At 49.0% G+C, this 21,716-nt stretch carries 21 protein-coding genes and 4 pseudogenes; 4 read left to right on the top strand and 21 right to left on the bottom strand.

Going from position 1 to position 21,716, the window contains the following annotated elements:
* The first annotated feature begins 17 nt into the window (after positions 1–17).
* Both glpX and fpr read left to right on the top strand, forming a co-directional pair.
* A complete protein-coding gene (gene glpX, locus AFK67_RS00765) occupies positions 18–1,028 on the top strand; it encodes a class II fructose-bisphosphatase (RefSeq protein WP_007711002.1) in 1,011 nt (336 codons plus the stop codon).
* A 93-nt stretch (positions 1,029–1,121) separates the two neighbouring features.
* On the top strand, positions 1,122–1,868 hold the full coding sequence (fpr, locus tag AFK67_RS00760) for a ferredoxin--NADP(+) reductase (protein ID WP_007710999.1): 747 nt from the start codon (positions 1,122–1,124) through the stop codon (positions 1,866–1,868).
* On the opposite strand, the gene AFK67_RS00755 is transcribed toward fpr, so the two are convergent.
* Complete coding sequence (locus AFK67_RS00755; protein WP_007710996.1) at positions 1,869–2,288, bottom strand: DUF805 domain-containing protein; 420 nt, start codon at positions 2,286–2,288, stop codon at positions 1,869–1,871.
* A 114-nt stretch (positions 2,289–2,402) separates the two neighbouring features.
* On the opposite strand from AFK67_RS00755, the gene AFK67_RS00750 reads away from it, so the two are divergent.
* Together AFK67_RS00750 and tpiA are read left to right on the top strand one after the other, a co-directional pair.
* A complete protein-coding gene (locus AFK67_RS00750) occupies positions 2,403–3,002 on the top strand; it encodes a YiiQ family protein (RefSeq protein ID WP_007710993.1) in 600 nt (199 codons plus the stop codon).
* A gap of 106 nt (positions 3,003–3,108) precedes the next feature.
* The gene (tpiA, locus tag AFK67_RS00745) at positions 3,109–3,876 is read left to right on the top strand and encodes a triose-phosphate isomerase (protein ID WP_038875583.1); all 768 of its coding nucleotides are present in this window, start codon (positions 3,109–3,111) and stop codon (positions 3,874–3,876) included.
* Between the two features lie 61 nt (positions 3,877–3,937).
* Here tpiA and AFK67_RS00740 read toward each other — a convergent pair whose 3' ends face one another.
* From AFK67_RS00740 to AFK67_RS00665, 20 genes and pseudogenes are all read right to left on the bottom strand, one after another.
* Positions 3,938–4,327 carry a DcrB-related protein gene (locus AFK67_RS00740; protein WP_032966296.1) on the bottom strand — a complete coding sequence of 130 codons (390 nt, stop codon included), beginning with the start codon at positions 4,325–4,327 and terminating at the stop codon, positions 3,938–3,940.
* A 578-nt stretch (positions 4,328–4,905) separates the two neighbouring features.
* Positions 4,906–5,346 (bottom strand): SMI1/KNR4 family protein, encoded by a 441-nt coding sequence (locus tag AFK67_RS00735; RefSeq protein ID WP_007710985.1) that lies wholly within the window; start codon positions 5,344–5,346, stop codon positions 4,906–4,908.
* A 214-nt stretch (positions 5,347–5,560) separates the two neighbouring features.
* A complete protein-coding gene (locus AFK67_RS22470) occupies positions 5,561–5,887 on the bottom strand; it encodes a hypothetical protein (protein WP_144421352.1) in 327 nt (108 codons plus the stop codon).
* A complete protein-coding gene (locus AFK67_RS22465) occupies positions 5,871–6,056 on the bottom strand; it encodes a hypothetical protein (RefSeq protein ID WP_050569287.1) in 186 nt (61 codons plus the stop codon). Before AFK67_RS22465 ends, AFK67_RS22470 begins: the two co-directional genes overlap by 17 nt.
* A 216-nt stretch (positions 6,057–6,272) precedes the next feature.
* Entirely contained in the window at positions 6,273–6,794 is a 522-nt protein-coding gene (locus AFK67_RS22660) for a hypothetical protein (protein WP_032966294.1), read from the bottom strand.
* A gap of 168 nt (positions 6,795–6,962) precedes the next feature.
* Positions 6,963–7,505 (bottom strand): HEAT repeat domain-containing protein, encoded by a 543-nt coding sequence (locus AFK67_RS00720; protein ID WP_032966292.1) that lies wholly within the window; start codon positions 7,503–7,505, stop codon positions 6,963–6,965.
* A gap of 243 nt (positions 7,506–7,748) precedes the next feature.
* Positions 7,749–8,705: a hypothetical protein gene (locus tag AFK67_RS00715; RefSeq protein WP_007710980.1), complete on the bottom strand. Its 957-nt coding sequence runs from the start codon at positions 8,703–8,705 to the stop codon at positions 7,749–7,751.
* 411 nt (positions 8,706–9,116) lie between these two features.
* Positions 9,117–9,389 (bottom strand): annotated as a pseudogene (locus AFK67_RS23600) (RHS repeat-associated core domain-containing protein); the annotation flags it as partial.
* A gap of 169 nt (positions 9,390–9,558) precedes the next feature.
* Positions 9,559–10,095: an SMI1/KNR4 family protein gene (locus tag AFK67_RS00705; RefSeq protein ID WP_038884215.1), complete on the bottom strand. Its 537-nt coding sequence runs from the start codon at positions 10,093–10,095 to the stop codon at positions 9,559–9,561.
* An 11-nt stretch (positions 10,096–10,106) separates the two neighbouring features.
* Positions 10,107–10,409: pseudogene (locus AFK67_RS23325) on the bottom strand (hypothetical protein); the annotation flags it as partial.
* Between the two features lie 90 nt (positions 10,410–10,499).
* Positions 10,500–11,557 (bottom strand): annotated as a pseudogene (locus AFK67_RS00700) (RHS repeat-associated core domain-containing protein); the annotation flags it as partial.
* Between the two features lie 98 nt (positions 11,558–11,655).
* Entirely contained in the window at positions 11,656–12,105 is a 450-nt protein-coding gene (locus AFK67_RS00695) for a riboflavin biosynthesis intermediates N-glycosidase (protein WP_081591069.1), read from the bottom strand.
* Position 12,106: 1 nt separating this feature from the next.
* Entirely contained in the window at positions 12,107–12,445 is a 339-nt protein-coding gene (locus AFK67_RS00690; protein WP_032966291.1) for a hypothetical protein, read from the bottom strand.
* Positions 12,446–12,595: 150 nt separating this feature from the next.
* Positions 12,596–12,967: an SMI1/KNR4 family protein gene (locus AFK67_RS00685; RefSeq protein WP_235047928.1), complete on the bottom strand. Its 372-nt coding sequence runs from the start codon at positions 12,965–12,967 to the stop codon at positions 12,596–12,598.
* Positions 12,939–13,391 carry an HNH endonuclease signature motif containing protein gene (locus AFK67_RS21390; RefSeq protein ID WP_071602761.1) on the bottom strand — a complete coding sequence of 151 codons (453 nt, stop codon included), beginning with the start codon at positions 13,389–13,391 and terminating at the stop codon, positions 12,939–12,941. The genes AFK67_RS00685 and AFK67_RS21390 overlap by 29 nt, the downstream gene beginning before the upstream one ends.
* 263 nt (positions 13,392–13,654) lie before the next feature.
* A complete protein-coding gene (locus tag AFK67_RS21385; protein WP_320769042.1) occupies positions 13,655–14,188 on the bottom strand; it encodes an SMI1/KNR4 family protein in 534 nt (177 codons plus the stop codon).
* Positions 14,188–15,564, bottom strand: a pseudogene (locus AFK67_RS00680) (RHS repeat-associated core domain-containing protein); the annotation flags it as partial. The pseudogene AFK67_RS00680 and the gene AFK67_RS21385, both read right to left, overlap by 1 nt.
* A 227-nt stretch (positions 15,565–15,791) precedes the next feature.
* Positions 15,792–16,247, bottom strand: coding sequence for an SMI1/KNR4 family protein (locus tag AFK67_RS00675; protein ID WP_032966298.1), 456 nt, complete (start codon positions 16,245–16,247; stop codon positions 15,792–15,794).
* A 580-nt stretch (positions 16,248–16,827) separates the two neighbouring features.
* Positions 16,828–17,160, bottom strand: a complete 333-nt coding sequence (locus AFK67_RS00670) for a hypothetical protein (protein ID WP_032966992.1) — start codon at positions 17,158–17,160, stop codon at positions 16,828–16,830.
* Complete coding sequence (locus AFK67_RS00665) at positions 17,153–21,715, bottom strand: RHS repeat-associated core domain-containing protein (RefSeq protein ID WP_007718878.1); 4,563 nt, start codon at positions 21,713–21,715, stop codon at positions 17,153–17,155. The genes AFK67_RS00670 and AFK67_RS00665 overlap by 8 nt, the downstream gene beginning before the upstream one ends.
* Position 21,716 lies beyond the last annotated feature (1 nt).

Below are 21,716 nucleotides of genomic sequence, written 5' to 3'. Positions count from 1 at the left end.
TTTTGCGGAAAAGAGTCATGAAACGAGAACTTGCCATCGAATTTTCACGCGTTACCGAAGCGGCGGCGCTGGCCGGGTACAAGTGGCTGGGACGCGGCGATAAAAACCTTGCCGACGGCGCTGCCGTCAACGCCATGCGCATTATGCTCAATAAAGTCGATATCGACGGGCAGATTGTGATTGGCGAAGGGGAAATCGATGAAGCGCCGATGCTCTACATCGGCGAGAAGGTCGGCACAGGCACCGGCGATGCGGTGGATATCGCGGTCGATCCTATCGAAGGCACGCGCATGACCGCGATGGGTCAGGCCAACGCGCTGGCCGTGCTGGCGGTAGGCGATAAAGGCAGCTTCCTGAACGCGCCCGATATGTATATGGAAAAGCTGATTGTCGGCCCCGGCGCGAAAGGCGTTATCGACCTGAACCTGCCGCTTGAGCAGAACCTCGTGAATATCGCCGCCGCGCTCAATAAACCGCTCCACGATCTCACCGTGACTATTCTCGCCAAACCGCGCCATGATGCCGTTATCGCCCAAATGCAGCAGCTTGGCGTGCGCGTTTTCGCCATTCCCGACGGCGACGTGGCGGCGTCTATTCTGACCTGTATGCCGGACAGCGAGGTCGATGTACTGTACGGCATCGGCGGCGCGCCGGAGGGCGTGGTCTCCGCCGCGGTGATCCGCGCGCTGGATGGCGACATGCACGGCCGTCTGCTGGCACGTCATGTGGTGAAAGGCGATACGCCGGAAAACCGCCGCATCGGCGAACAGGAGCTGGCGCGCTGCCAGGCGATGGGCATCGAAGCGGGCAACGTGCTGAAGCTGGATGAGATGGCGCGTAACGATAACGTGATTTTCTCGGCCACCGGCATCACCAAAGGCGATCTGCTGGACGGCATTACCCGCAAGGGCAATATCGCCACCACCGAGACGCTGCTTATTCGCGGTAAATCGCGCACCATTCGCCGCATTCAGTCGATTCACTACCTCGATCGCAAAGACCCGGAGATCCAGACGCATATCCTCTGAAAGTTTGTCTGAATGAGCTTTCCAGCCCGCGCGGGCTGGAAATGGCGCGCTTCTCTGGCGAAGATAAAGCAACAGTTAACACAGGAGCGAAACATGGCGGATTGGGTTACAGGTAAAGTGGTTCGGGTTCAGCACTGGACCGATTCTCTCTTCAGTCTCATCGTTAACGCCCCTGTCGCGCCGTTCACCGCCGGACAATTCACCAAGCTTGGCCTTGAGATAGACGGCGAGCGCGTGCAGCGCGCTTACTCCTACGTCAACGCGCCGGGCAACCCGGATCTGGAGTTTTATCTGGTGACGGTGCCGGAGGGCAAACTCAGCCCGCGGCTGCACACCATGCAGCCCGGCGATGAGGTGATGGTCGTCAGCGACGCGGCAGGCTTTTTCGTGCTGGAGGAAATCCCCGAGTGCGAGACGTTATGGATGCTGGCGACCGGCACCGCCATCGGCCCGTATCTGTCGATTCTCCAGGAAGGGAAAGATCTTGAGCGTTTCAAAAACATCGTGCTGGTGCACGCGGTGCGCTACGCCCGGGATTTAAGCTATCTGCCGCTGATGCTGGAGCTGCAACAGCGCTATGAAGGTAAGCTGCGGATACAGACCGTGGTGAGCCGTGAAACCGTCTCCGGCTCGCTTACCGGGCGTGTACCGGCGCTTATTGAGAGCGGCGCGCTGGAAGCGGCTGTCGGGCTGCCGATGGACACCGCCACCAGCCATGTGATGCTGTGCGGCAACCCGCAAATGGTGCGCGATACCCAGCAACTGCTGAAAGATACACGCCAGATGGCGAAGCATTTGCGCCGCCGTCCGGGTCATATGACGGCGGAGCACTACTGGTAATCAGCGGTACTTCACCTCGCCGGTGTCTTTCCCGTATTTGTTTTCACCCTGGGTGCCGAGAAACGCGCCCAGGTCCAGCACGATCATCACCATGATAAGCGTCGGGATGAAGCGCCCCACCGCCCATTGCCAGACGCCGCCAAGTACCGCCCAGTTTCCGGCGAGCAGCATCCAGGCGAGGATCATCAGCAGCGCCCAGGCGCCCGATTTGCCGCGGTCATGAAGGCGCTTCACCACCACCGCCGCCGTCGGCCACAGCAGGCAGACCAGCATGAATGCTGCCGTCTGGGTATTGAGTAAATCGTTGCCGGTCAGGGTGAAAAGAAGAATCATCAACGCCACCCAGAGCGCCATCCAGGCCCAGAAATCACGACGGCCAATACGGCCTTTAAATGAGAACAACCACTGCTGAAGGGTCATAGCCTAAACCTTACTGTGTGCGTGGCGCATAGTTTACCCTGGGGCGGACGGGTTTTGACAAGCCAGCCCGATATCGTTTTAATCCCTGTGATACCTAACCGGGAAAGGTGAATCATGAAGCCGCTGTTTTATCTTCTTTTTCTGACGCTGCCGCTGGCCGCGCGCTTCGCCGATGCCGAAACCGACCCGGAGACCCTGACGCCGACCGCGCCCTATCTCCTGCCCGGTTCACCCACGTTTGATCTCTCTATCTCGCAGTTCCGCGAGCAGTTCAACGCCGATAACCCCACGCTGCCGCTCAACGAATTTCGCGCTATCGACGTGAAAGGCGACAAGGTCAACCTGACGCGCGCAGCCAGCAAGATCAACGAAAACCTCTACGCCTCGACGGCGCTGGAGCGCGGCACGCTGAAAATCAAAAGCATCCAGATGACCTGGCTGCCCATTCAGGGACCGGAACAGAAGGCCGCCAAAGCCAAAGCGCTGGAGTATATGGCCGCCCTGCTCAGGAGCTTTACGCCGAAGATGGGCAAAGCGCAGAGCCAGCAGCGGCTGACGCGACTGCTCACCGAAGGCAAGGGCAAACGCTACTTCAGTCAGGCCGAAGGCGCGATCCGCTATGTGGTGGCGGACAGCGGCGAAAAGGGGCTGACCTTCGCTGTTGAACCGATTAAGCTCGCCTTATCGGCAACGCTGGAAGGGAGCAATAAATGACAAAAAGCAAAGCCTTTCCGGGTTCGAATCTCTATACTGTTTCACAGACCGCGCTGCCCACGGGGCAGCAATATTCCTTAATTCGCTTAGCGCGTGGAGAATGAAAATGCGACATCCTTTAGTGATGGGTAACTGGAAACTGAACGGCAGCCGCCACATGGTGAACGAGCTGGTAGCTAACCTGCGTAAAGAACTGGCTGGCGTGACCGGCTGTGGCGTCGCTATCGCCCCGCCGGCAATGTATCTGGATCTGGCTCACCATGCCGCCGCAGGCAGCCACATCATTCTGGGCGCCCAGAACGTCGACGTTAACCTCTCTGGCGCCTTCACCGGTGAAACTTCCGCTGAAATGCTGAAAGACATCGGCGCGAAATACATCATCATCGGCCACTCCGAGCGTCGTACTTATCACGCGGAATCTGACGAGCTGATCGCGAAGAAATTCGCCGTGCTGAAAGAGCAGGGTCTGATCCCGGTACTGTGCATTGGTGAAACCGAAGCAGAAAACGAAGCGGGCAAAACTGAAGAAGTGTGCGCACGCCAGATTGACGCTGTCCTGAAAACTCAGGGTGCCGCTGCTTTTGAAGGCGCAGTGATTGCTTACGAACCGGTATGGGCTATCGGTACCGGCAAATCCGCGACCCCGGCGCAGGCGCAGGCGGTTCACAAATTCATCCGTGACCACATTGCTAAAGCCGATGCGAAAATCGCCGAGCAGGTGATTATTCAGTACGGCGGCTCCGTGAACGCGTCCAACGCGGCAGAGCTCTTCACCCAGCCGGACATCGACGGCGCGCTGGTTGGCGGCGCCTCGCTGAAGGCAGACGCTTTTGCGGTCATCGTGAAAGCCGCTGAAGAAGCGAAAAAAGCGTAATACACCGCGCCGCTCTTTCGGGCGGCGCTCTTTTTATTCCTTCCGCAACATTTCTCTCGCCTCAGGCGCGCTTCTGCTGACGGTGAAATTTAATACTCTGCATAATTTCCTGATACTGCCAGTGGTGCGACTCCAGAAACCCGCCGACGCAGGTGCCGATATAGCACACCATCTTTTTTCCTTCCGGCGGATCGTTTAACAGGATGACCGTCTGGCGCTGATACACCGGCGTATTGTCTTCCATATACTGGTAAAACATATCGACCGCAGGTTCACCGTCCACGTCAGTCATCTCCGTAGAGACCAGACGGAATTCCGGCAGGGAGGATTCCATTTCTCTGACGATGCGGGCGGCGACAGCATGGACTTTGTCATCCGCATTGGCAGAGGCTCGGGAAACCATAAAACTTAATTCACTTACGTTACTGTCACTAACGGGGAATAAATTCATAACTCAGTCTTTATCTATTTTGGGCGTAACACGCTCTGCTACCTGTGAAAAAAGAATAAGCGACACCGCACGGGTGACCGCCATAATAAAAGCGCACATTTATAAGGGTAAATTTGTGTCAGGAAAACCTGATTTCCGGCAGAGGATAACGCGTTTCGTCAGGCAATTAAAAGACCCGACGCTAATTTCCTGCCTTATCTAAAATTTATCGTTTATAGACAGCAAGTTACTTAATATTTCTGTTTACAGAAGCAGCCGCCGCTCAGCTTTTTGCGGCGTTTTACTGTGCATACGATCAGGGGATACAAGCGATACGGCGGCAAGTAAGCATTAATTGATAAATTGTGGGCACAGATATCAGACACGCCGCTTGTAAAATATGACCCACAATAGCAAAGCTCTGTTACGCGTGTTAAAAACCCAGCGTCTCAGTCTTATTAAGATGATAATTTGACGCTTACACGTCATCATCGAGGGTCACACTCTATTGCTGCGTAACCGCGCCATAATCACCTGAGCGAACGGCATACCAAACCGGGAGAGCCTCCCCGGTGGCATCACCCCCTGTGCGATGACGTTCAGCGCTTATAGAGCGCGTCCAGAAAGTCATCAAAGGAATCGGCCACTTCAAAAAGGTCATCTCCGTCCTGGGCATAGATATAAACACAGCCGTAGTCACATTCTTTTAACGACATAAAAACCGTGTTGCCGCCATTATCGTAAGCGAACGGAACGAACGCCTTTGCATGCCACGGGCCATACTCGCTCTCAGCAGGAGCAATAGTGTCGATATCAGTAATGAGTTCCTCAATGGTGAGCTGACCATATTTTATGGGATTAAAACCCCCGATCGGTATTCCCCACCGGTCTGCTTCAACATCCTCTTCGCCTAAACAACCACCGTTAATCCTTAAATAATGGTCTTTGAAGGAGTCAGGTAATGGCCTAGCAAAGCCCTTTGCAAATTCGATAAATTCGTTTTCATCAATGTGCTTTTCAGCGTCGACTAATTCAACCATAATGTTTTACTCCTGAGGAAGGTCATATCTGAAATAACCCTGCTGCTATAACGTGTTTATCTAAGAAAAATCGCTTAAGTATATTATCAACGACTGGAGTAACCTTCGATAAAATTATCGATATTTTCTCCTATCGGATCATAGCTGAAAAGACAATTTCAAAATATTTATTTAAGAATAGCAGGATTAAAGATAACTATATTCATATCCTTTTTTACACCGCAAGGTATACAACCTCTTTGTATATGCCATATATTACTTCGAGGATAGAGGAAGGCATAATCCCTTTAATATACCTCTGCGTTGAAACCATGTTAAGCATATATATTGCCTCATCACTAACCTCGCACGTAAAATCTGCATATTCCTTATTCTCAGCTAAGCCCATCTGTTTCTTTAAAAGGTAAGCTTTCCTTTTCCTTATGTTTTCTTTAATAGCATCACCTTTTGAAAGAAGCATATTATCATTGATGGTTTTTTGAGATTCTTTATACATTGGATGTAAAATAAGTGCAGAGGTGATCTCAGCAAAAAAAATCACTCCAGACCATAAACTCTTTTGGCAAGCCCTGATCAAACAAGAGATGTAAAGCTAGCTTTTTGTCATTGATATAATCTACTTTAAAATTATTATTGCCGTGACCCGCAAGGAATTTTGGCTTGCGGGTGAAGAGCATCGGCTCCATAAAAACAGCTTCATTTACTTGCATACTCAAATCCCTATATCAGTCAAAATTATATATGCATGCTACCGACCAAAATTTTATTTATTACGCTAAACTTATTCTTATTTTACATTTTATAGATGTGACCTCTTGCATCGATTATCCGGTGATATTGTGACTAGCTATATCTGGTGAGAGGCCAGTCGGCAACTTCTAAAAATTTTAGATAGGCTGATATGTTGTAAGTTAATCGGCAATATTTCATCTTTCTTGTTTGGGGTTAAACAACAAAAACTGATCTTTTTTCATACCACATACCCAACCACCAATTTTATAAAGCTCATAAACCTTTTCAAAAAAACCATCTTTTACAGGACTGTCAAGATACCGGTTGATGCATACAAGAGATAAAATGGCAAAAGCATCCTGCCTGGCTTCAGAAAATATAAAATCATCATATTCAGAGTTTGTTTTTTTAAGCTTCTTTTTTCTGTATTCTAAAAGTAAAGATGAGTTTTGCTTCTGACGCTGTTCTAATTCATTGGAAACAAAAGCTTGTGCAGCTAAAAATGAGCCTTTCAGACGTAATGTTTGTTCATATTCGGACACAACATCTTGCCAAATTTTATAAGTGGGTGGAAGGTTTTGCTCAAAAGCAAAAATAAACGCATCTTCTTTGCGATTAACAAGTAAAAAACCACTCGCAGTTTTCTTCTCTACCCCTTTAAATAATTGATCTGAGAATAAAAAACAAAGTGGTTCTAACACATATTTATTATTCAACACTAACCTCTTTTATTAAAAATTTTTACCGTCAAACAATGGCTTTTGTTGAGAGTGCAATTAGTATAGGGAAATAGCATATGATATGGTTGGATTAATAATCCACTTTCTTTTTACATAAAAAACCAGAAGGATAACTTTATAGTTCAATTAATTAAAAACAACTCTCTAACTAACGAAACCGTGAGACTCTCTAACTTGCATTGCTTTATCTTTTATTTCCGGGATGGTGTTATGTGATAATAGCTTTAGTTTTTCAAGAGCGCAATGTGAACCTATTTTCGCTAAAGCGTATATACAGTTCCATGTCAACATGTAATTATCATCCTCTCTGTCATCAGCCAGATAGTCGTACTCAGATAAGGCACAGTTATATAGTGCATTTACTGCATCGTCGCTTTTAGAATTTATCTTAACTAAAGCCCGCACAACATCATCATGTTTATAATGAAAATCATCACCCAAAAGATGTATCAAGATATCTTCATGCTTGCCTGTAAATCCAAAGTGAAAGCCAATATATAACGCATATTCAACTTCTTTCAGGTCTTTAGAAAAATGCGCATTTTTTAAAATGTCATCTATAAAATCCTCAACATTTCCCTGAGTACACGGAAAAAGTTTTAGAAATTCCTCATCTGTTATTTTTTCAGCTCGGAGTGGCTTATTATTAACCACAGAAAGCACTAACTTCTTTTGCTCTGAATTCATTGTTGCCTCAGTACATTAAAAGAGGTTGCCGAGCGCGTCGTACTCGTACTCAAATTTCCCGCCGTGGTTCTCCTCGCTCACCAGCTCGCCCGCCGCATTGCGGGTGAAAATGAGTACGGCGTCCCACTCGGGTTCGCGCTCTTCCAGCAGCGCGCTGCGCCACTCGGCGCGGCTTTTTGCCGCGCGGCAGGCTTAAATGGCGGTAAGGTTAAGGAAAATCAAAGCTATAAAACAAAGAAAATATTAATCTAGGAGATTCTTATAAATCATCTCTCTAAATTTTATATTTTCACTACTTAAGGTAAACTCGCTTTTTTTTATGAACGGCTTAAACATATCAATAATCGGATGAGAAATACAATTAATATCCTTTCCAGCATTTGCTCTTATTTTCAATAAACATAAAATCTCACTCGGTAAAAACTGCCATTCCGTAGCATCAAAGACATAAAACTTTTTGGAATCCTTACGGCAGTTCTCAGCGTGAAAATCACCCAAAGAAGTAAACACCTTACTCACAACTTCAGGTTCATCACTTAAAAAATTGTTATAAGCGAAACTGTAAACCTCATTGAGGTTGTTTTTGAGGTCTATATTAAGTGGTACGCTGCTACCATCCACTAGCCCTTCAAAAGAAGTAACATGCTCTTCCACCCCAAAAAAATCATTACCAATTATAACAAATAACGGGAGAATACTATGTCCTGCCTCACAGCGAGCCAAATTCGGATTGCTTTTGCTTTTAGCCTCATTTGCTTTATTTTCAAGGAAAAAGTCAAGGTATTCCATGACATTAAGCTGATCTTCTTTTGTGAAAAAAGTAAAAGATAGTAAACCTAAAGAACTAATATTGGAATCCAGATACGCAGGCAATCTCTTTTTCATAAACAGAGCTGATGTTACTGCGAGTAGCTGAACGTAATAAATATTAATTAACTTATTGAAGCTATCTTCGTCTTTATTGGCGTAGAAATCCTTCGCATATATAGCGAACTCATCAAACTTCCTCGAAAGTGCAGAAGCTATGTCCTCTTGAACAACACGATATCCTACTTTTTCATTTACAAAATACTTATAAGAAAGATCTGTTTCGCCCTCCAAATAACGAGCCAGTCTCTCGTTAAGATCTTCATAATATTGCCCCTCCTCCTTAGTGACATAATTAACAATACCGTCAATTTCTTTAATTAATTTCTTCATTTATCGACTCCGTTACTCCCAAATGCTCATCAAATATTTTGAAACAAACCAGCGCCCATTAGCGGCCCTTCCAACGAAGACGTCAATAACGTAAGTGTCGCCTATATTATCCAACATATCATTGACTCTGTACCCGTTAAGGTCATAGCCTCCCTTCCGGACATCTGTTCCAAGAACAGTTTTAATGAAATCTTTTGAACTTAGCTGCCGATCGCTTAATTTTCCGACCGACCCAGTTGTATTTGTTTTTACTTCAAAGAAATCATATTTCCCGTCATGCCTCTAACCGACTAAATCAATGCCATTATTAGATTTATTTTGCACCGAAAAAACATCTGCATAATTACCCGACGCTTCGAGCTGAGATTTCGCATGGGATTCGCCAAAATCCCCCAAGCGCTTACTAAAGCACAGGCCAAGCGGGTCGATCCATATTAATGGGTCCGGCACATATCCGTAAGTATTAATCCCACCGAGCAACCCAATCGGGTCCATCTGGGTATAACGACCAGCCACCGGGTCGTAATAGCGGAACAGGTTGTAGTGCAGGCCGCTTTCGCGGTCGAGGTACTGGCCCTGGAATCGCAGGTTCTGCGGCACCTGCCACTGCGGCACGCTGAGCTCGCGCTCCGTTTTGCCCCAGGTGCTGAACTGTCCGCGCCAGACGGTCTGGCCGTCGGCGTCTTGGCCCAGACAAATTTATTGTCACCAACTTTATTAAAAAAATTGCCGAAAGATTAATTTTCTTAAAAAGAGTGAAAACAAAAAAATATAAAAAAACACATCAACCCTTTGAAAATGTTTTTATATCAAAAATCTATAACTGCCATACTTTATGATGGCAGTTGCAATTTTACAGACTCTGCCAAAAATCTAGATTTACGGCACCAACTGCAGCGGCAACCTCTGAAACAGTACCTTCTTTCAAAAAGAGTGTGCCGACCCCTCTTACAAATAATTCAAAATTTATTGAAATCTCATTTTCCTGATATTGATAGGATTCTCCAGTAATACCATAAACCTTATTATCGTTATTATTTAATAAAATGCTGTAGGGGTCAGAAATCGCAATTAAAATGACACCTTCAGGCCTTTTGTTACCAACCCACCAATGATTAAAATCATCGTCTTCATTTAGTTCAATCAAGGTGTTGATATAATTATCGCCGGAACCAAAAGCAACATTCCCGAGAGAAAAGTTATCAAGATCGTAGGTTTTTAAAAATGACAGAAAGTCATTGCATATTTTAATATTAAGCTTTGCCTCAAATATTGTAATGTTAGCAAGAGCACTAGTTCTTTTTTTCAGAATTAAATCATCCATTTCACCTTGAAACGGATCGAACTTCTCATGTAATTTTTTTTCAATCTCAGGAATTGTTAATAACATTTCATCTCCTACTATTTAGTATGCCACACACCACCACTACCGACATGCGTCTTGCCAGGTACAGGTATAGCATAGGGACCAAAATCCACATGATGATGAATCAGTGTATCACCCTTATAGTTGACATGCTCGGGGAATACTTTTATCCAAGTATCGTCGATTTTCGGCGAAAGCCCTAACTCCTGAATCCTGTACAGATTGTTTTTACTTAAAGAATCAGGTTGTAACTCGCTCCACTGTTGCCAGAATTCTTTGTTATTTCTTATGCCACCTTTTGATGTGGGGGTTCCGCTATTAAAAGTTGTAGTGTCAATAGAATATGCCGGATCAGGCCTTTCTGGAAAACGCGGATCAACACGAGTTTGGTAAGGATTGTCACCTCTAGCTATACTGCTATCAGGTTTGCACGCATTCAACCCCAACGGATCTACCCACACCAGCGGGTCGCCCACATAGCTGTAGGTATTCATCCCGCCCGCTAACCCAATCGGGTCCATCTGCGTGTAACGACCAGCCACCGGGTCGTAATAACGGAACAGGTTGTAGTGCAGGCCGCTTTCGCGGTCGAGATACTGGCCCTGGAAGCGTAAGTTCTGCGGCACCTGCCACTGCGGCACGCTGAGTTCGCGCTCCGTTTTACCCCACGTGCTGAACTGTCCGCGCCAGACGGTCTGGCCGTCGGCCTCCGTTACCCGCTCCGGCAGGCCGTTGAGTTCGGTGTGGTACCAGTAAATTTCGCAGTCGTCATACACACTATCGACGCGCGCCAGCGGCTCGTAGCTGCCCTCGGTATAGACGTACTGGACGTAGTGGTCCGGCTCGCGGTCGCTCTGTTCACCCGCCAGCTGTAACCCCTGCCAGTCGAAGCGGATGGTTTCCGGCTGCGGGTCGTTATAACGCCACAGCACCTTGTGCGTCCTGCGCCCCAGCGGGTCGTAGCGGTATTCCACCCTGCGGAACTCGCTGTTCCCCTCAAAGCGGATTTCCTTTACCCGCTGCTCATCGTCATAGGCAAAGTGCTGCACCACGCCGTTTTTATCCTGACGACGCATAAGCCGCCCGAACCCGTCGTAGTCCAGCTTCAGCCCGTCGAGACGCAGCAGCAGGTTGTGCCACACCGGGTTACGGTGTTCTTCGGTGCGGTTGCCTGCGGCGTCCCAGAAGAAGCGCTCTTCCTTCTGCGGCTCGACGGCCTTTGTCACCTGGCCTGCCGCATCGTAGCCCCACAGGTACTGGCTGTACTTTTCACCCGGCGTCGCGGGCGTCGCGTCCGTGTGTATCTGCTGGACTATCTGGTCGGTGCGGTCCCAGCGGTAGCGGCGTTCGAACACCAGCTCCCGGCGGGCGTCCAGCACCGTGCGCTGGGTGACGCGCCCTGCGGTGTCGTAATGGGTTTCCTGTGAGAGCACGCCTGGCTGCGGGAGATTTCCCGGTGCAGGCGGTCGCGGCTGAAGATTAGTAACTCATTCGCTCATATGAGGTAAAATACTTTTATATCAATATGTTCAGGCATTACCCCCCCACAGAACGGGCCGCTTGAAAAAAATACTTCGAGCGACCTCACAAAGCCTTTTTATTAAAAAAATCCCGTGTTTCCATTAATATTTTACCTAGCATATTCTTTCCAGTCCCATCACCACCATCTGCCCAATATCGATCATTCTTAGTGTGTTCTATTAACTCCGCATTCCCAGTCGACAACAATAGCCTCCTCGCGTCAATGTTCTGAGAAAATTTTTCCAGGACAGCAAAGCGCATAATATCGTCCTTTATAAACTCCCAATCATCTCGCAAAGGATATTCTCTATTTCTTCCGGCCTTAGCTGCCTCCATGGGAAATGATAATGAACGAATTTTTTCTTTTAGTTTTGCATCATAAAATTTTTGTGCCTGAAAATAATGCTCTGCTGTAGGCCACCATATACCATCGACATCAAATCCCGTGCTATGGAAGTTTGAAAAAACACCATATGGCTCATTTACCCTATAAAAATAAACATCTTCAATCATATTAAATAATCCTTGGCCCACTTGGCTCTTTATCATCAACGGACTTTCCGGCTAGTATCAAATTGAAGCATTTCATTATTCTTTTAGAGATTAAAGATAGTTCTTCATTTTTGTAGAATTCATTTTCCAGATCAATCCCTATCGCAACAAGATGCAATTCTGACAATAACTTCTTCGGGACCAACTCTTCATCCCTGAATAATCTCGTTGCTTCTTCCGCAACTAATATTAAATCATTAAAAGCCTCAGAATTGATGTGCCCTCCCATTTTTAATGGATAAACAGAATGAGTAACTTCTTCTTTAAGAACATCTAAAATATTAGCTTTATTCAAATTCATTGTATTTAGCCGAACGAAAGTTGTTTAATAGACTGTAGTACAGTTAACCGAAATTACCTTTATTATATATTGATGAAATATAAGTAACACCTTTAATTATAATGCGCTATATAGCTAAGCCTAGGAATGGCAATACCTAGGCTGGATTAATTATTTTATTTCATTAATTAACATGTCAAATGAGTCAATAACGAATGCTAGCTCTTTTTCATCCATTAACCATAGATACACTTTACCATAGTCCTTTTTGCACATTGAAATCAGAAAACAATTCCCGCCTTGATCATCAGCAAATGGAACAAACTCCTTTAGCGCTGGAAAATCATCAACCAAATCCTTATACGTTCTTTCTATTGGTGCAGAACCATATTTGAAAGGAATAAAGCCACTTAGCAAAAAATCATTATCAGCATATTCATCCGCTAGTTCCCCTCCGTTGTGATGGAGATAAAATTCTTTAAAAGCCCTCGGGAATTTCCAGTTGAATTTTTTTTCAACCTCTACAAAGTCTTCTTGCGTCAAACCTATTTCTGAAGCTACTATAATAAGTTGCATATTGTTTACCCGTTGCAGCTTTATACTGACTCAATCCGCCATTATGATTAATACCACGGTGTGACGGTTTTTCAACAAGCTGCATTGTGCCTTTATTAGTTTCAGCATCATAGTCATCAAGATGATGCCAGACATAACCACTTGGGGTGGTTTTTTGATTTAAGCCAGCCTCATAGTTAGCCTGTTCAAAGTCAATTGCATAATCACCAGAATACTCTATTTTCACAATAGGGTTCACACCCGGCTTTTTATCATAAAGCGCATTGCTATTTGAATAATCTAACCCTCCACCAGGTGTTTTAACTACGCCGCTATAGCCACGTTCTTCTAATTTAACCAATGGATCGACAGCAAGCCCAAACGGATCCACCCACACCAGCGGATCACCCACATAGCTGTAGGTATTCAGCCCGCCCGCTAACCCAACGGATTAATCGACGTATAACATCCGACAGCTTGGCCGTAATAGCGAAAAAGGTAGTATAGGCCGTATTACTCAGCACATCCCTGTGACTAGTTCCGATAGTTACACGAGGCGTATCAAATATGTTCCGAAATAATTCCCTACAGCCGAGATTTCGGATCTATGAGAAATTTTAAAAATCAATGGCATCATATAAGCCATCTAGTCTACAAAGCATATCTATTCATAACTTATAAAGTTTCAAAAATAAGAGATTTGGATGGAAAACCATCAGGTAAAGAACTCGCTTTAAGGCTTTTATCTAATATTTGCTCTATCAAACTTACTAAGTTGCATTCGAAATATTCAACGTCTGGTGATCTCGAAGGGATAACAGCAGTTCCCCATAGGTCACTGTTTTCCTTTGAGGTTACAACCCAAAATATATAATCCCCATTATCAGTTACTCCTACTGGTATAAGTCCGTTATCGTCCGGATAAATTTTGTATTTATAATAATCGCTATCAGATTCGATGAGGTAACCTAGATCTTCTGAAATATAATTATATTGGTCAAAGAAATTTACATTTTCATCATTACTGAAAGGGTTAAAAATAATAATAAAATCTGCTATCCGACCAGAGCCATAGGTATTGATAAAATCAACATAATCAGACGGGAATTTTATTGAGCCTGGAATCAATGGCCAAGTTTTACCCTTCCCTGAATCTGAAGGGAACGCTGGGGGGGGTAGTATTTGAGTTAATTTATTGATCATAATCATTACATTCCTGGAGGATTGAGTACTGTCACATGCTCAAAGAATCCACCAGAACCTTCTGCTTTAATCGTAATTCCGGCAGGGATTCTGGATGGGCCATGATATATAGGAGTTATGTTTAAATCTATGATCTCCCCCTGTTCTAACGCTTTTCTTATACGACCTTCTATACCGCTCATAACAGGAGTATTAGCGGGCCGCTGTTGAATAGTAATGAGATTCCGGACATCATCACCAGAACCACCTAATTGGCGACCCAGTAAGTGACCTCTAGCTCGGTTAGACCCAGCACCTGTAATAAACCCTGGTGGTTGTATACTAGGATTAGCATGTGTTCCGGTATTTACATGGCTAGCATTCAATCTCGCTTGTACCCCCGTTGGGCGGCCTAAACTGTCCAGTTCACCATATTTAATACCACATGCTTTCAACCCCAACGGATCCACCCACGTCAGCGGATCACCCACATAGCTGTAGGTATTAATCCCACCGAGCAACCCAATCGGGTCCATCTGGGTGTAACGACCTGCCACAGGGTCGTAATAACGGAACAGGTTGTAGTGCAGTCCGCTTTCGCGGTCGAGATACTGGCCCTGGAAGCGCAGGTTCTGCGGCACCTGCCACTGCGGCACGCTGAGTTCGCGCTCCGTTTTGCCCCAGACGCTGAACTGCCCGCGCCAGACGGTGTGGCCGTCGGCGTCCGTCACCCGCTCCGGCAGGCCGTTGAGTTCGGTGTGGTACCAGTAAATGTCGCAGTCGTCGAAGACGCTGTCGACGCGCGCCAGCGGCTCGTAGCTGCCCTCGGTATAGACGTACTGGACGTAGTGGTCCGGCTCCCTGTCGCTCTGCTCACCGGCGAGCTGTAATCCCTGCCAGTCGAAGCGGATGGTTTCCGGCTGCGGGTCGTTATAACGCCAGAGCACCTTATGCGTGCGTCGCCCCAGCGGGTCGTAGCGGTATTCCACCTTTCTGAATTCGGCATGACCGGTGAAGGTGATTTCCTTCACCCGCTGTTCATCGTCATAGGTGAAATGCTGAATAACGCCAGACTTGTCCCGCCGCTGAACAAGCCGCCCGAACCCGTCATAATCCAGCTTCAGCCCGTCGAGGCGCAGAAGCAGGTTGTGCCACACCGGGTTGCGGTGTTCTTCGGTGCGGTTGCCCGCCGGGTCCCAGAAGAAGCGCTCTTCTTTCTGCGGCTCGACGGCTTTCGTCACCTGGCCCGCCGCGTCGTAGCCCCACAGGTACTGGCTGTACTTTTCGCCCGGCGTCGCAGGCGTCGCGTCGGTGTGTATCTGCTGGACTATCTGGTCGGTGCGGTCCCAGCGGTAGCGGCGTTCGAACACCAGTTCGCGTCGCGTATCCAGTATTACTTTCTGGTGATAACCCTACGATGAGTTTGTTATATTAATAAGAACACGAACATCTCCACTGATGATTATAATATTTCAATGGGTGAATAACATTGCGCTTGATTAGGCTCTAAATAAAAAACAGACAAGCTTTTATAATTTACTTTCACATGGAACAGAGTGGACAGTAAGAATTATTTGACTAGACCTGACATGGCTGGCACAGATATATTGCCAGCCATTACCATTAAAGACTAAAGCTCTGTTTCATGAAGATTTTTTAAAAAATCACTAAAGCTTTTAGCAATGAAATATACGTTATCCATAGTTGGAACTTCACCCTCATCAGCTTCATATTCATGGTCCCAAAAATAAATACCTGTATTTTCTTCATTGTTAGCCAAAATTATTAGGTTACCACCAGCATCATGTGCTATTGGAAGAAAGTCAGCAGGGATCCTTTCCTTAAAATTTTGATAATATTTTTGCAGATTACTATATTTCTCTTTACCCAAGCTCAAAAACCAATCAACTGAAGAACCATCATCACGTTCTGCATAAAATCTAAATGCATTCGGGACTGGTTGCCCCCCATTATAGGTTTTCAAAAATTCTTTATAATCATCAGGTAAAAGTAAATCAACCTTTTTTTCAAAGTCAGAAATAGCTTCATCGGCTATCGGCGAGTTGAAATTTAAGATTTCGGTCATGATAATCATCTATTAGTTGCGATTTCGCCACGATGCTTCACTACATCGTGTAGGATCTGTAGAATTAATAACATGTATAGCCTTTAATCTCGCTAACTCACTAGGCGTTTGCAAATGTCATAGTTAAATCGTCAACTCTTTTGGTTTTAGTTAAACAGAGCCTGAGTTGGCGGAAAAGCTTATAACGCTAGCGCATCACATTGCGCCCGTGTAACTTCTCATCTTTTATTGCTAATAGGATTTAATAATAGAATAATAAAGAATAACGCTATTGATTATTACAGCCACTAATAGCAAAGTTACAAATATGCTATTATATCAATCTCATAACCTTTAAATGCTAATCCTTATATAATTTATTGAAAGCCAATTGAATATAATTATCAAGGTTATTTGTCATAATAACCTCAAAAAAAAACAGATCCCTAAAATATTAACAATAAAGCAAGCCACAAAAATAAATCGAAAAAAATATTATGCTACTTTTTAAGAAAAAAATCTCTCAAAGTAGATAAACAATATGAGCAGAAAAAGCTTGGAAAATGAGCAGCCGGGTCGAAGCATGCCCGGCATGATTTTTCTATTTTTTTGAAAAAGGATACAGGCAGTTTCTAAAAGATTCCTCTTTTACGCTCTCGTTCAGACTCCGCCCTGACTCACTTTCATATTTTTGTATCTTTGACAAAACAAATTTTTCATTTTCTGGGTGACTTTTATTATAAAAATTTAATGACTGCTCACCTAAGTCATCAATGCTAAGTAACTTTGCCAAAACCGAGTTGATCGAAGGACTTCCGGAAAACAACAACGATTCAGTTTCTTCACATGAAAATTTCAAATACATAATTGCTTTTTTTAAAGCAATTATTTCCCCCTGATCCAAATTTAATATTTTATCTTTAATTTCAGCCACACCTTACTCCTCTCGATTTCATTTGCTCTTGCGTCATACCTAGTCTCTGCTCATATGATAAGTGAGTCAATGTTGCATACGGGTTTTTACCAGCATGTACAATCTCGCCGATTTTTAGCCTACCAGAATGGATATACTCCAATTCGGCACTTTGGCTGATTTTACTCATTTGTTCTGCATCGGCTTTAAAAATAATGGCATAATCGCCACGCCCAGTATGAATAGGATCGTTAATAAATATGTCCCTCATTGCATCTTCTGGAGACATCAATATGTCAGTAATATAAACTTTCCCTTTAGAGTTTGCTTCAATCACACCTGTTTCCATTATACGATCAAAGCCGAATTTATCAGTATAATGAATAAATATATCATTACCTGCCAACCCCCACGGATCCACCCACGTCAGCGGATCACCCACATAGCTGTAGGTATTTATCCCGCCCGCTAACCCAATCGGGTCCATCTGGGTGTAACGACCAGCGACCGGGTCGTAGTAGCGGAACAGGTTGTAGTGGAGCCCGCTTTCGCGGTCGAGATACTGGCCCTGGAAGCGTAAGTTCTGCGGCACCTGCCACTGCGGCACGCTGAGTTCGCGCTCCGTTTTGCCCCACGTACTGAACTGTCCGCGCCAGACGGTCTGGCCGTCGGCGTCCGTCACCCGCTCCGGCAGGCCGTTGAGTTCGGTGTGGTACCAGTAAATTTCGCAGTCGTCGAAGACGCTGTCGATGCGCGCAAGCGGCTCGTAACTGCCCTCTGTATAGACATACTGAACGTAGTGGTCGGGTTCCTTGTCGCTCTGCTCGCCCGCCAGTTGCAGTCCCTGCCAGTCGAAGCGGATGGTTTCCGGCTGCGGGTCGTTATAGCGCCACAGAATCTTGTGCGTCCTGCGCCCCAGCGGGTCGTAGCGGTATTCCACTTTGCGGAACTCGCTGTTCCCCTCAAAGCGTATTTCTTTTACCCGCTGCTCATCATCATAGGCAAAATGCTGCACCACGCCGTTTTTATCCTGACGCCGCGTGAGCCGCCCGAACCCGTCGTAATCGAGCTTCAGCCCGTCGAGACGCAGCAGCAGGTTGTGCCACACCGGGTTGCGGTGTTCCTCCGTGCGGTTGCCTGCGGCGTCCCAGAAGAAGCGCTCTTCCTTCTGCGGCTCGACGGCTTTTGTGACCTGACCGGCCGCGTCGTAGCCCCACAGGTACTGGCTGTACTTCTCGCCCGGCGTCGCGGGCGTCGCGTCGGTGTGTATCTGCTGGACTATCTGGTCGGTGCGGTCCCAGCGATAGCGGCGTTCGAACACCAGTTCGCGTCGCGCGTCCAGCACCGTGCGCTGGGTGACGCGCCCCGCGGTGTCGTAATGGGTTTCCTGCGAGAGCACGCCCTGGCTGCGGGACGTTTCACGGTGCAGGCGGTCGCGACCGTAAGCTGCCAGCGTGTGCGTCGCCCCGCCGTGGCGCAGCTGCATCTCCAGCAGGTGACCGGTGCCGTATCGCAGGCTTGCCAGCTCGCGACCGTCCGGGAACCGCGTGCTGCTGAGGTTGCCGAGCGCGTCGTACTCGTACTCAAATTTCCCGCCGTGGTTCTCCTCGCTCACCAGCTCGCCTGCGGCATTGCGGGTGAAGACCAGTACGGCGTCCCACTCGGGTTCGCGCTCTTCCAGCAGCGCTGTCCGCCACTCGGCGCGGGTGGCGCGGCGGATTTCCAGCGACAGCGTGTCGTGACGGTACTCGGTGCGGTGGTCGGCGGTTTCCCGCGCCGTCAGGCGCCCCAGCACGTCATATTCAAACGCGGTGACCAGCGGCGCCTCCCCGCTGCCCGGCAGCGGATGGCGAATCACCTCCGTCACCTGGCCCAGCGCGTCGTGGCGGTACTCCGTCAGGCGGCCCGCGTAATCCCGCTGGCCCGTCAGCCGGCCCGTGGCGTCATACTCAAAGCGCCAGCTTTCGCGGTTCGGGTTCACCAGCGTCGTCAGGCGGCCCAGGCGGTCATAGCGCAGGTGCGTGAGATGGCCCGCCGGGTCGGCGGCGCTCACCACCTGCCCGCGCGCGTTGCGCGTGACTTTGCGCTCGCGCAGCCCGTCGTCGTCCTGCCCGCACAGCAGCCCGGCGCTGTCATATTCGTAGTGCGTCTCGCGGCCGTCCGCCCGCCGCCAGGTCTGCAGACGCCCCGCCGCGCTCAGCGTCCAGCGGTCGGTGTTGCCTTCGGCGTCGCCCGCGCTCAGCGGTCGTCCCGCCGCGTCGTACAGCCGGTGGCTCTGGTTGCCCGAGCAGTCCTCGTCGCGCACCAGCAGCCCGCGCTCGTTCCACCAGAAACGGTGCGTGTTCTCCAGCGCGTCCGTCTGCTTAACGAGGTCGCCCTGCTCGTTCCACTCAAAGCGCGTCACGCCGCCTTTGGGGTCGGTGAGCGAGACCACGTCGCCGCGCGCGTTGTACTCATACTGCCAGGTGCCGCCGTCCGGCAGCACCTCCTTCAGCGGGAACGCGAAAACCGGGTGCCAGGTGGTGAACGTGCTGTTGCCGAGCGGGTCGCGCACTTGCGTCAGGTTGCCGTGCTCGTCGTAGCCGTATTCCCAGCGGCTGCCGTCCGGCGTGGTGGCCGCCTTCAGCAGTTCGGCGTAGTCCGCCCACTCGTAGCGCCACACGCCGCCGTTGCGGTCGGTGAACTCGGTGATGCGGTAGAGGAAATCCCAGCAGTGGCGCGTTGAGAAGCCCGCGTCGCAGCTCACCGTCGCGCAGCGTTTCGCCTCGTCGGCGTCGATGCGCCAGCGCTCCAGCACGTTATCCTGGTCATCCAGCACCTGATAACTGCACACGCGCCAGTTGGGCGCATCGGCGGCGGGCTGCCACTGATAATGCACGCTGAGGTTAGTGGAGTAGCTGTGCCAGCCCATCATGTCGCTGGCGCGGTCCCAGCCGAAGCGGCGCGTGACGATGCCGTCGGCGTCGGTCACGTCGGTTAGCTGGCCGTGTTCGTTATAGCCGTAAGTCACCAGCAGGCGGCGCTCGCCCGCGCAAACCTGATGCACGCTGGCGAGACGGCCATGCGCGGTCTCATAGGCAAGCTCGACATCCAGCGCCTCGTTGTCGCTGGAAATCCGCACCAGCCTGCCGTGCTCGTCCCAGTTGTAGTACTGGCAGTTCTCGTGACGATCGTAGATGCGAAACAGTCGCCATTCGCCGGGGTTCGTCGGGTCTGGCTCGTAGACATGGTATTCGCCGTTCGCCATCTGGAGCATCAGCGTGCCGGTCACGGTGTAATAGAGCGTGATACCGTCTTCGAGATAATCCACCACGTCGCCGGGGTTCAGCTCGCCAAAGCCCAGGTCGCGGCCCGACATGTCGCGCCAGATAAACGTATTGTCCTCAAGGCGGAAGAAGCGGGTCTCAAACGGCAGCAGCCAGCCAGTGCCGAGCATACCGGTCGCGAGATTACGGCTGTTGTAGATGCGCTGCCAGATGAGCGGAATACGGTCTTCCAGCGTGAAATCACGGTCTTCGCCGCCCGCGAGGATTTTCGCGCCGCTGGCGATATCGACAGGGTGCTGCGTATGGCGCGCTTCACTGCCGACTTTCCCGGCCTGGATCAGCCCGAGCGTGGTTAATCCCATCGCGAGATCGGCGGCGAGCTGACAGCAAAACGCTTTGAGTATCTGGCGGCTGAAAATCGTCTTCAGTAAGCCTGCGCTGAGGTTGCGAATAATTCCCGGCCCGAGGCTGCCGATGGCGTTACCAATAAGCCGCGCCCAGAAATTTTTACCGCTGCGGATATCGCGCACCACAATGCTCTCGCCGCCGATGCGCACGCGCGTGTTCTCTTTAACTTTTATCTTTGCTTCGCAGGTGCTGCGATCGCCGTCACGGCACGCGGGCTGACCGTTGATCAGCACTTTTTTCGAGCCTTCCGCCAGGAAGTTACCGCCGGTGACCGTATGGCCTTTGGTACACTCAACGGTATCCAGCGGCGCTTCTTTAGCAAAAGGGCTGGCCCCCGCCACGACCGGCTGGGTTAAGTTATCCCAGACGCTGCCCGCAAAATTTTTCACGCCCTGCCAGCCGCTGCTGGCAATCGCGTTGGCGCCCGCCGCCAGATTATCAAGCGGGTGCAGCGTAAACTGCGCCACTTCGAGAATGGTCACCGCCGTGTTTATCGCGAACGCTTTCGCCTTATCGGGAAAGCTCTCTTCCGGGATAGGCGTATTGAGATAATCATGATCGACCGTGCCCGCCGCACGGGCGGCAGGGAGATCCATGATATGAACGTTGTGCGAGCCACTCGTGATAATGGCATCCGGCGGTCCACGCCAGCCGAAGAAATCCAGCACGGCATCGACACCCTGGCCGACCAGATCGCCTGCGTCTTCCGCGACGCCACTGCCGAAGACAACGGCAATCAATGCAACGCCCGCGAACGTGCCAAGCCCGGTCGTCATCATCGCCATACCCGCCGTTAAGGCGGCAAGACAGATGGCCCCTTCGACCGCACCGCTGACAACATCGGCGAGCAGAGAGCTGTGGATGAGCGGGTCCTGGTAACGGGCAGCTAACGGTTCGGACACG

The organism is Cronobacter dublinensis subsp. dublinensis LMG 23823 (assembly GCF_001277235.1).
In the GTDB taxonomy this organism is placed as follows: domain Bacteria; phylum Pseudomonadota; class Gammaproteobacteria; order Enterobacterales; family Enterobacteriaceae; genus Cronobacter; species Cronobacter dublinensis.
Note: the sequence above shows the minus strand (reverse complement) of the source record. Positions and strands in the feature narration are given on the sequence as shown.

What these genes read in the sequence shown, in the direction of transcription:
- glpX (WP_007711002.1), top strand. Translation starts at nt 18, where the DNA reads ATGAAACGAGAACTTGCCATCGAATTTTCACGCGTTACCGAAGCGGCG.
- fpr (WP_007710999.1), top strand. Translation starts at nt 1,122, where the DNA reads ATGGCGGATTGGGTTACAGGTAAAGTGGTTCGGGTTCAGCACTGGACC.
- AFK67_RS00755 (WP_007710996.1), bottom strand. Translation starts at nt 2,288, where the DNA reads ATGACCCTTCAGCAGTGGTTGTTCTCATTTAAAGGCCGTATTGGCCGT.
- AFK67_RS00750 (WP_007710993.1), top strand. Translation starts at nt 2,403, where the DNA reads ATGAAGCCGCTGTTTTATCTTCTTTTTCTGACGCTGCCGCTGGCCGCG.
- tpiA (WP_038875583.1), top strand. Translation starts at nt 3,109, where the DNA reads ATGCGACATCCTTTAGTGATGGGTAACTGGAAACTGAACGGCAGCCGC.
- AFK67_RS00740 (WP_032966296.1), bottom strand. Translation starts at nt 4,327, where the DNA reads ATGAATTTATTCCCCGTTAGTGACAGTAACGTAAGTGAATTAAGTTTT.
- AFK67_RS00735 (WP_007710985.1), bottom strand. Translation starts at nt 5,346, where the DNA reads ATGGTTGAATTAGTCGACGCTGAAAAGCACATTGATGAAAACGAATTT.
- AFK67_RS22465 (WP_050569287.1), bottom strand. Translation starts at nt 6,056, where the DNA reads ATGCAAGTAAATGAAGCTGTTTTTATGGAGCCGATGCTCTTCACCCGC.
- AFK67_RS00720 (WP_032966292.1), bottom strand. Translation starts at nt 7,505, where the DNA reads ATGAATTCAGAGCAAAAGAAGTTAGTGCTTTCTGTGGTTAATAATAAG.
- AFK67_RS00715 (WP_007710980.1), bottom strand. Translation starts at nt 8,705, where the DNA reads ATGAAGAAATTAATTAAAGAAATTGACGGTATTGTTAATTATGTCACT.
- AFK67_RS00705 (WP_038884215.1), bottom strand. Translation starts at nt 10,095, where the DNA reads ATGTTATTAACAATTCCTGAGATTGAAAAAAAATTACATGAGAAGTTC.
- AFK67_RS00695 (WP_081591069.1), bottom strand. Translation starts at nt 12,105, where the DNA reads ATGATTGAAGATGTTTATTTTTATAGGGTAAATGAGCCATATGGTGTT.
- AFK67_RS00690 (WP_032966291.1), bottom strand. Translation starts at nt 12,445, where the DNA reads ATGAATTTGAATAAAGCTAATATTTTAGATGTTCTTAAAGAAGAAGTT.
- AFK67_RS21385 (WP_320769042.1), bottom strand. Translation starts at nt 14,188, where the DNA reads ATGATTATGATCAATAAATTAACTCAAATACTACCCCCCCCAGCGTTC.
- AFK67_RS00675 (WP_032966298.1), bottom strand. Translation starts at nt 16,247, where the DNA reads ATGACCGAAATCTTAAATTTCAACTCGCCGATAGCCGATGAAGCTATT.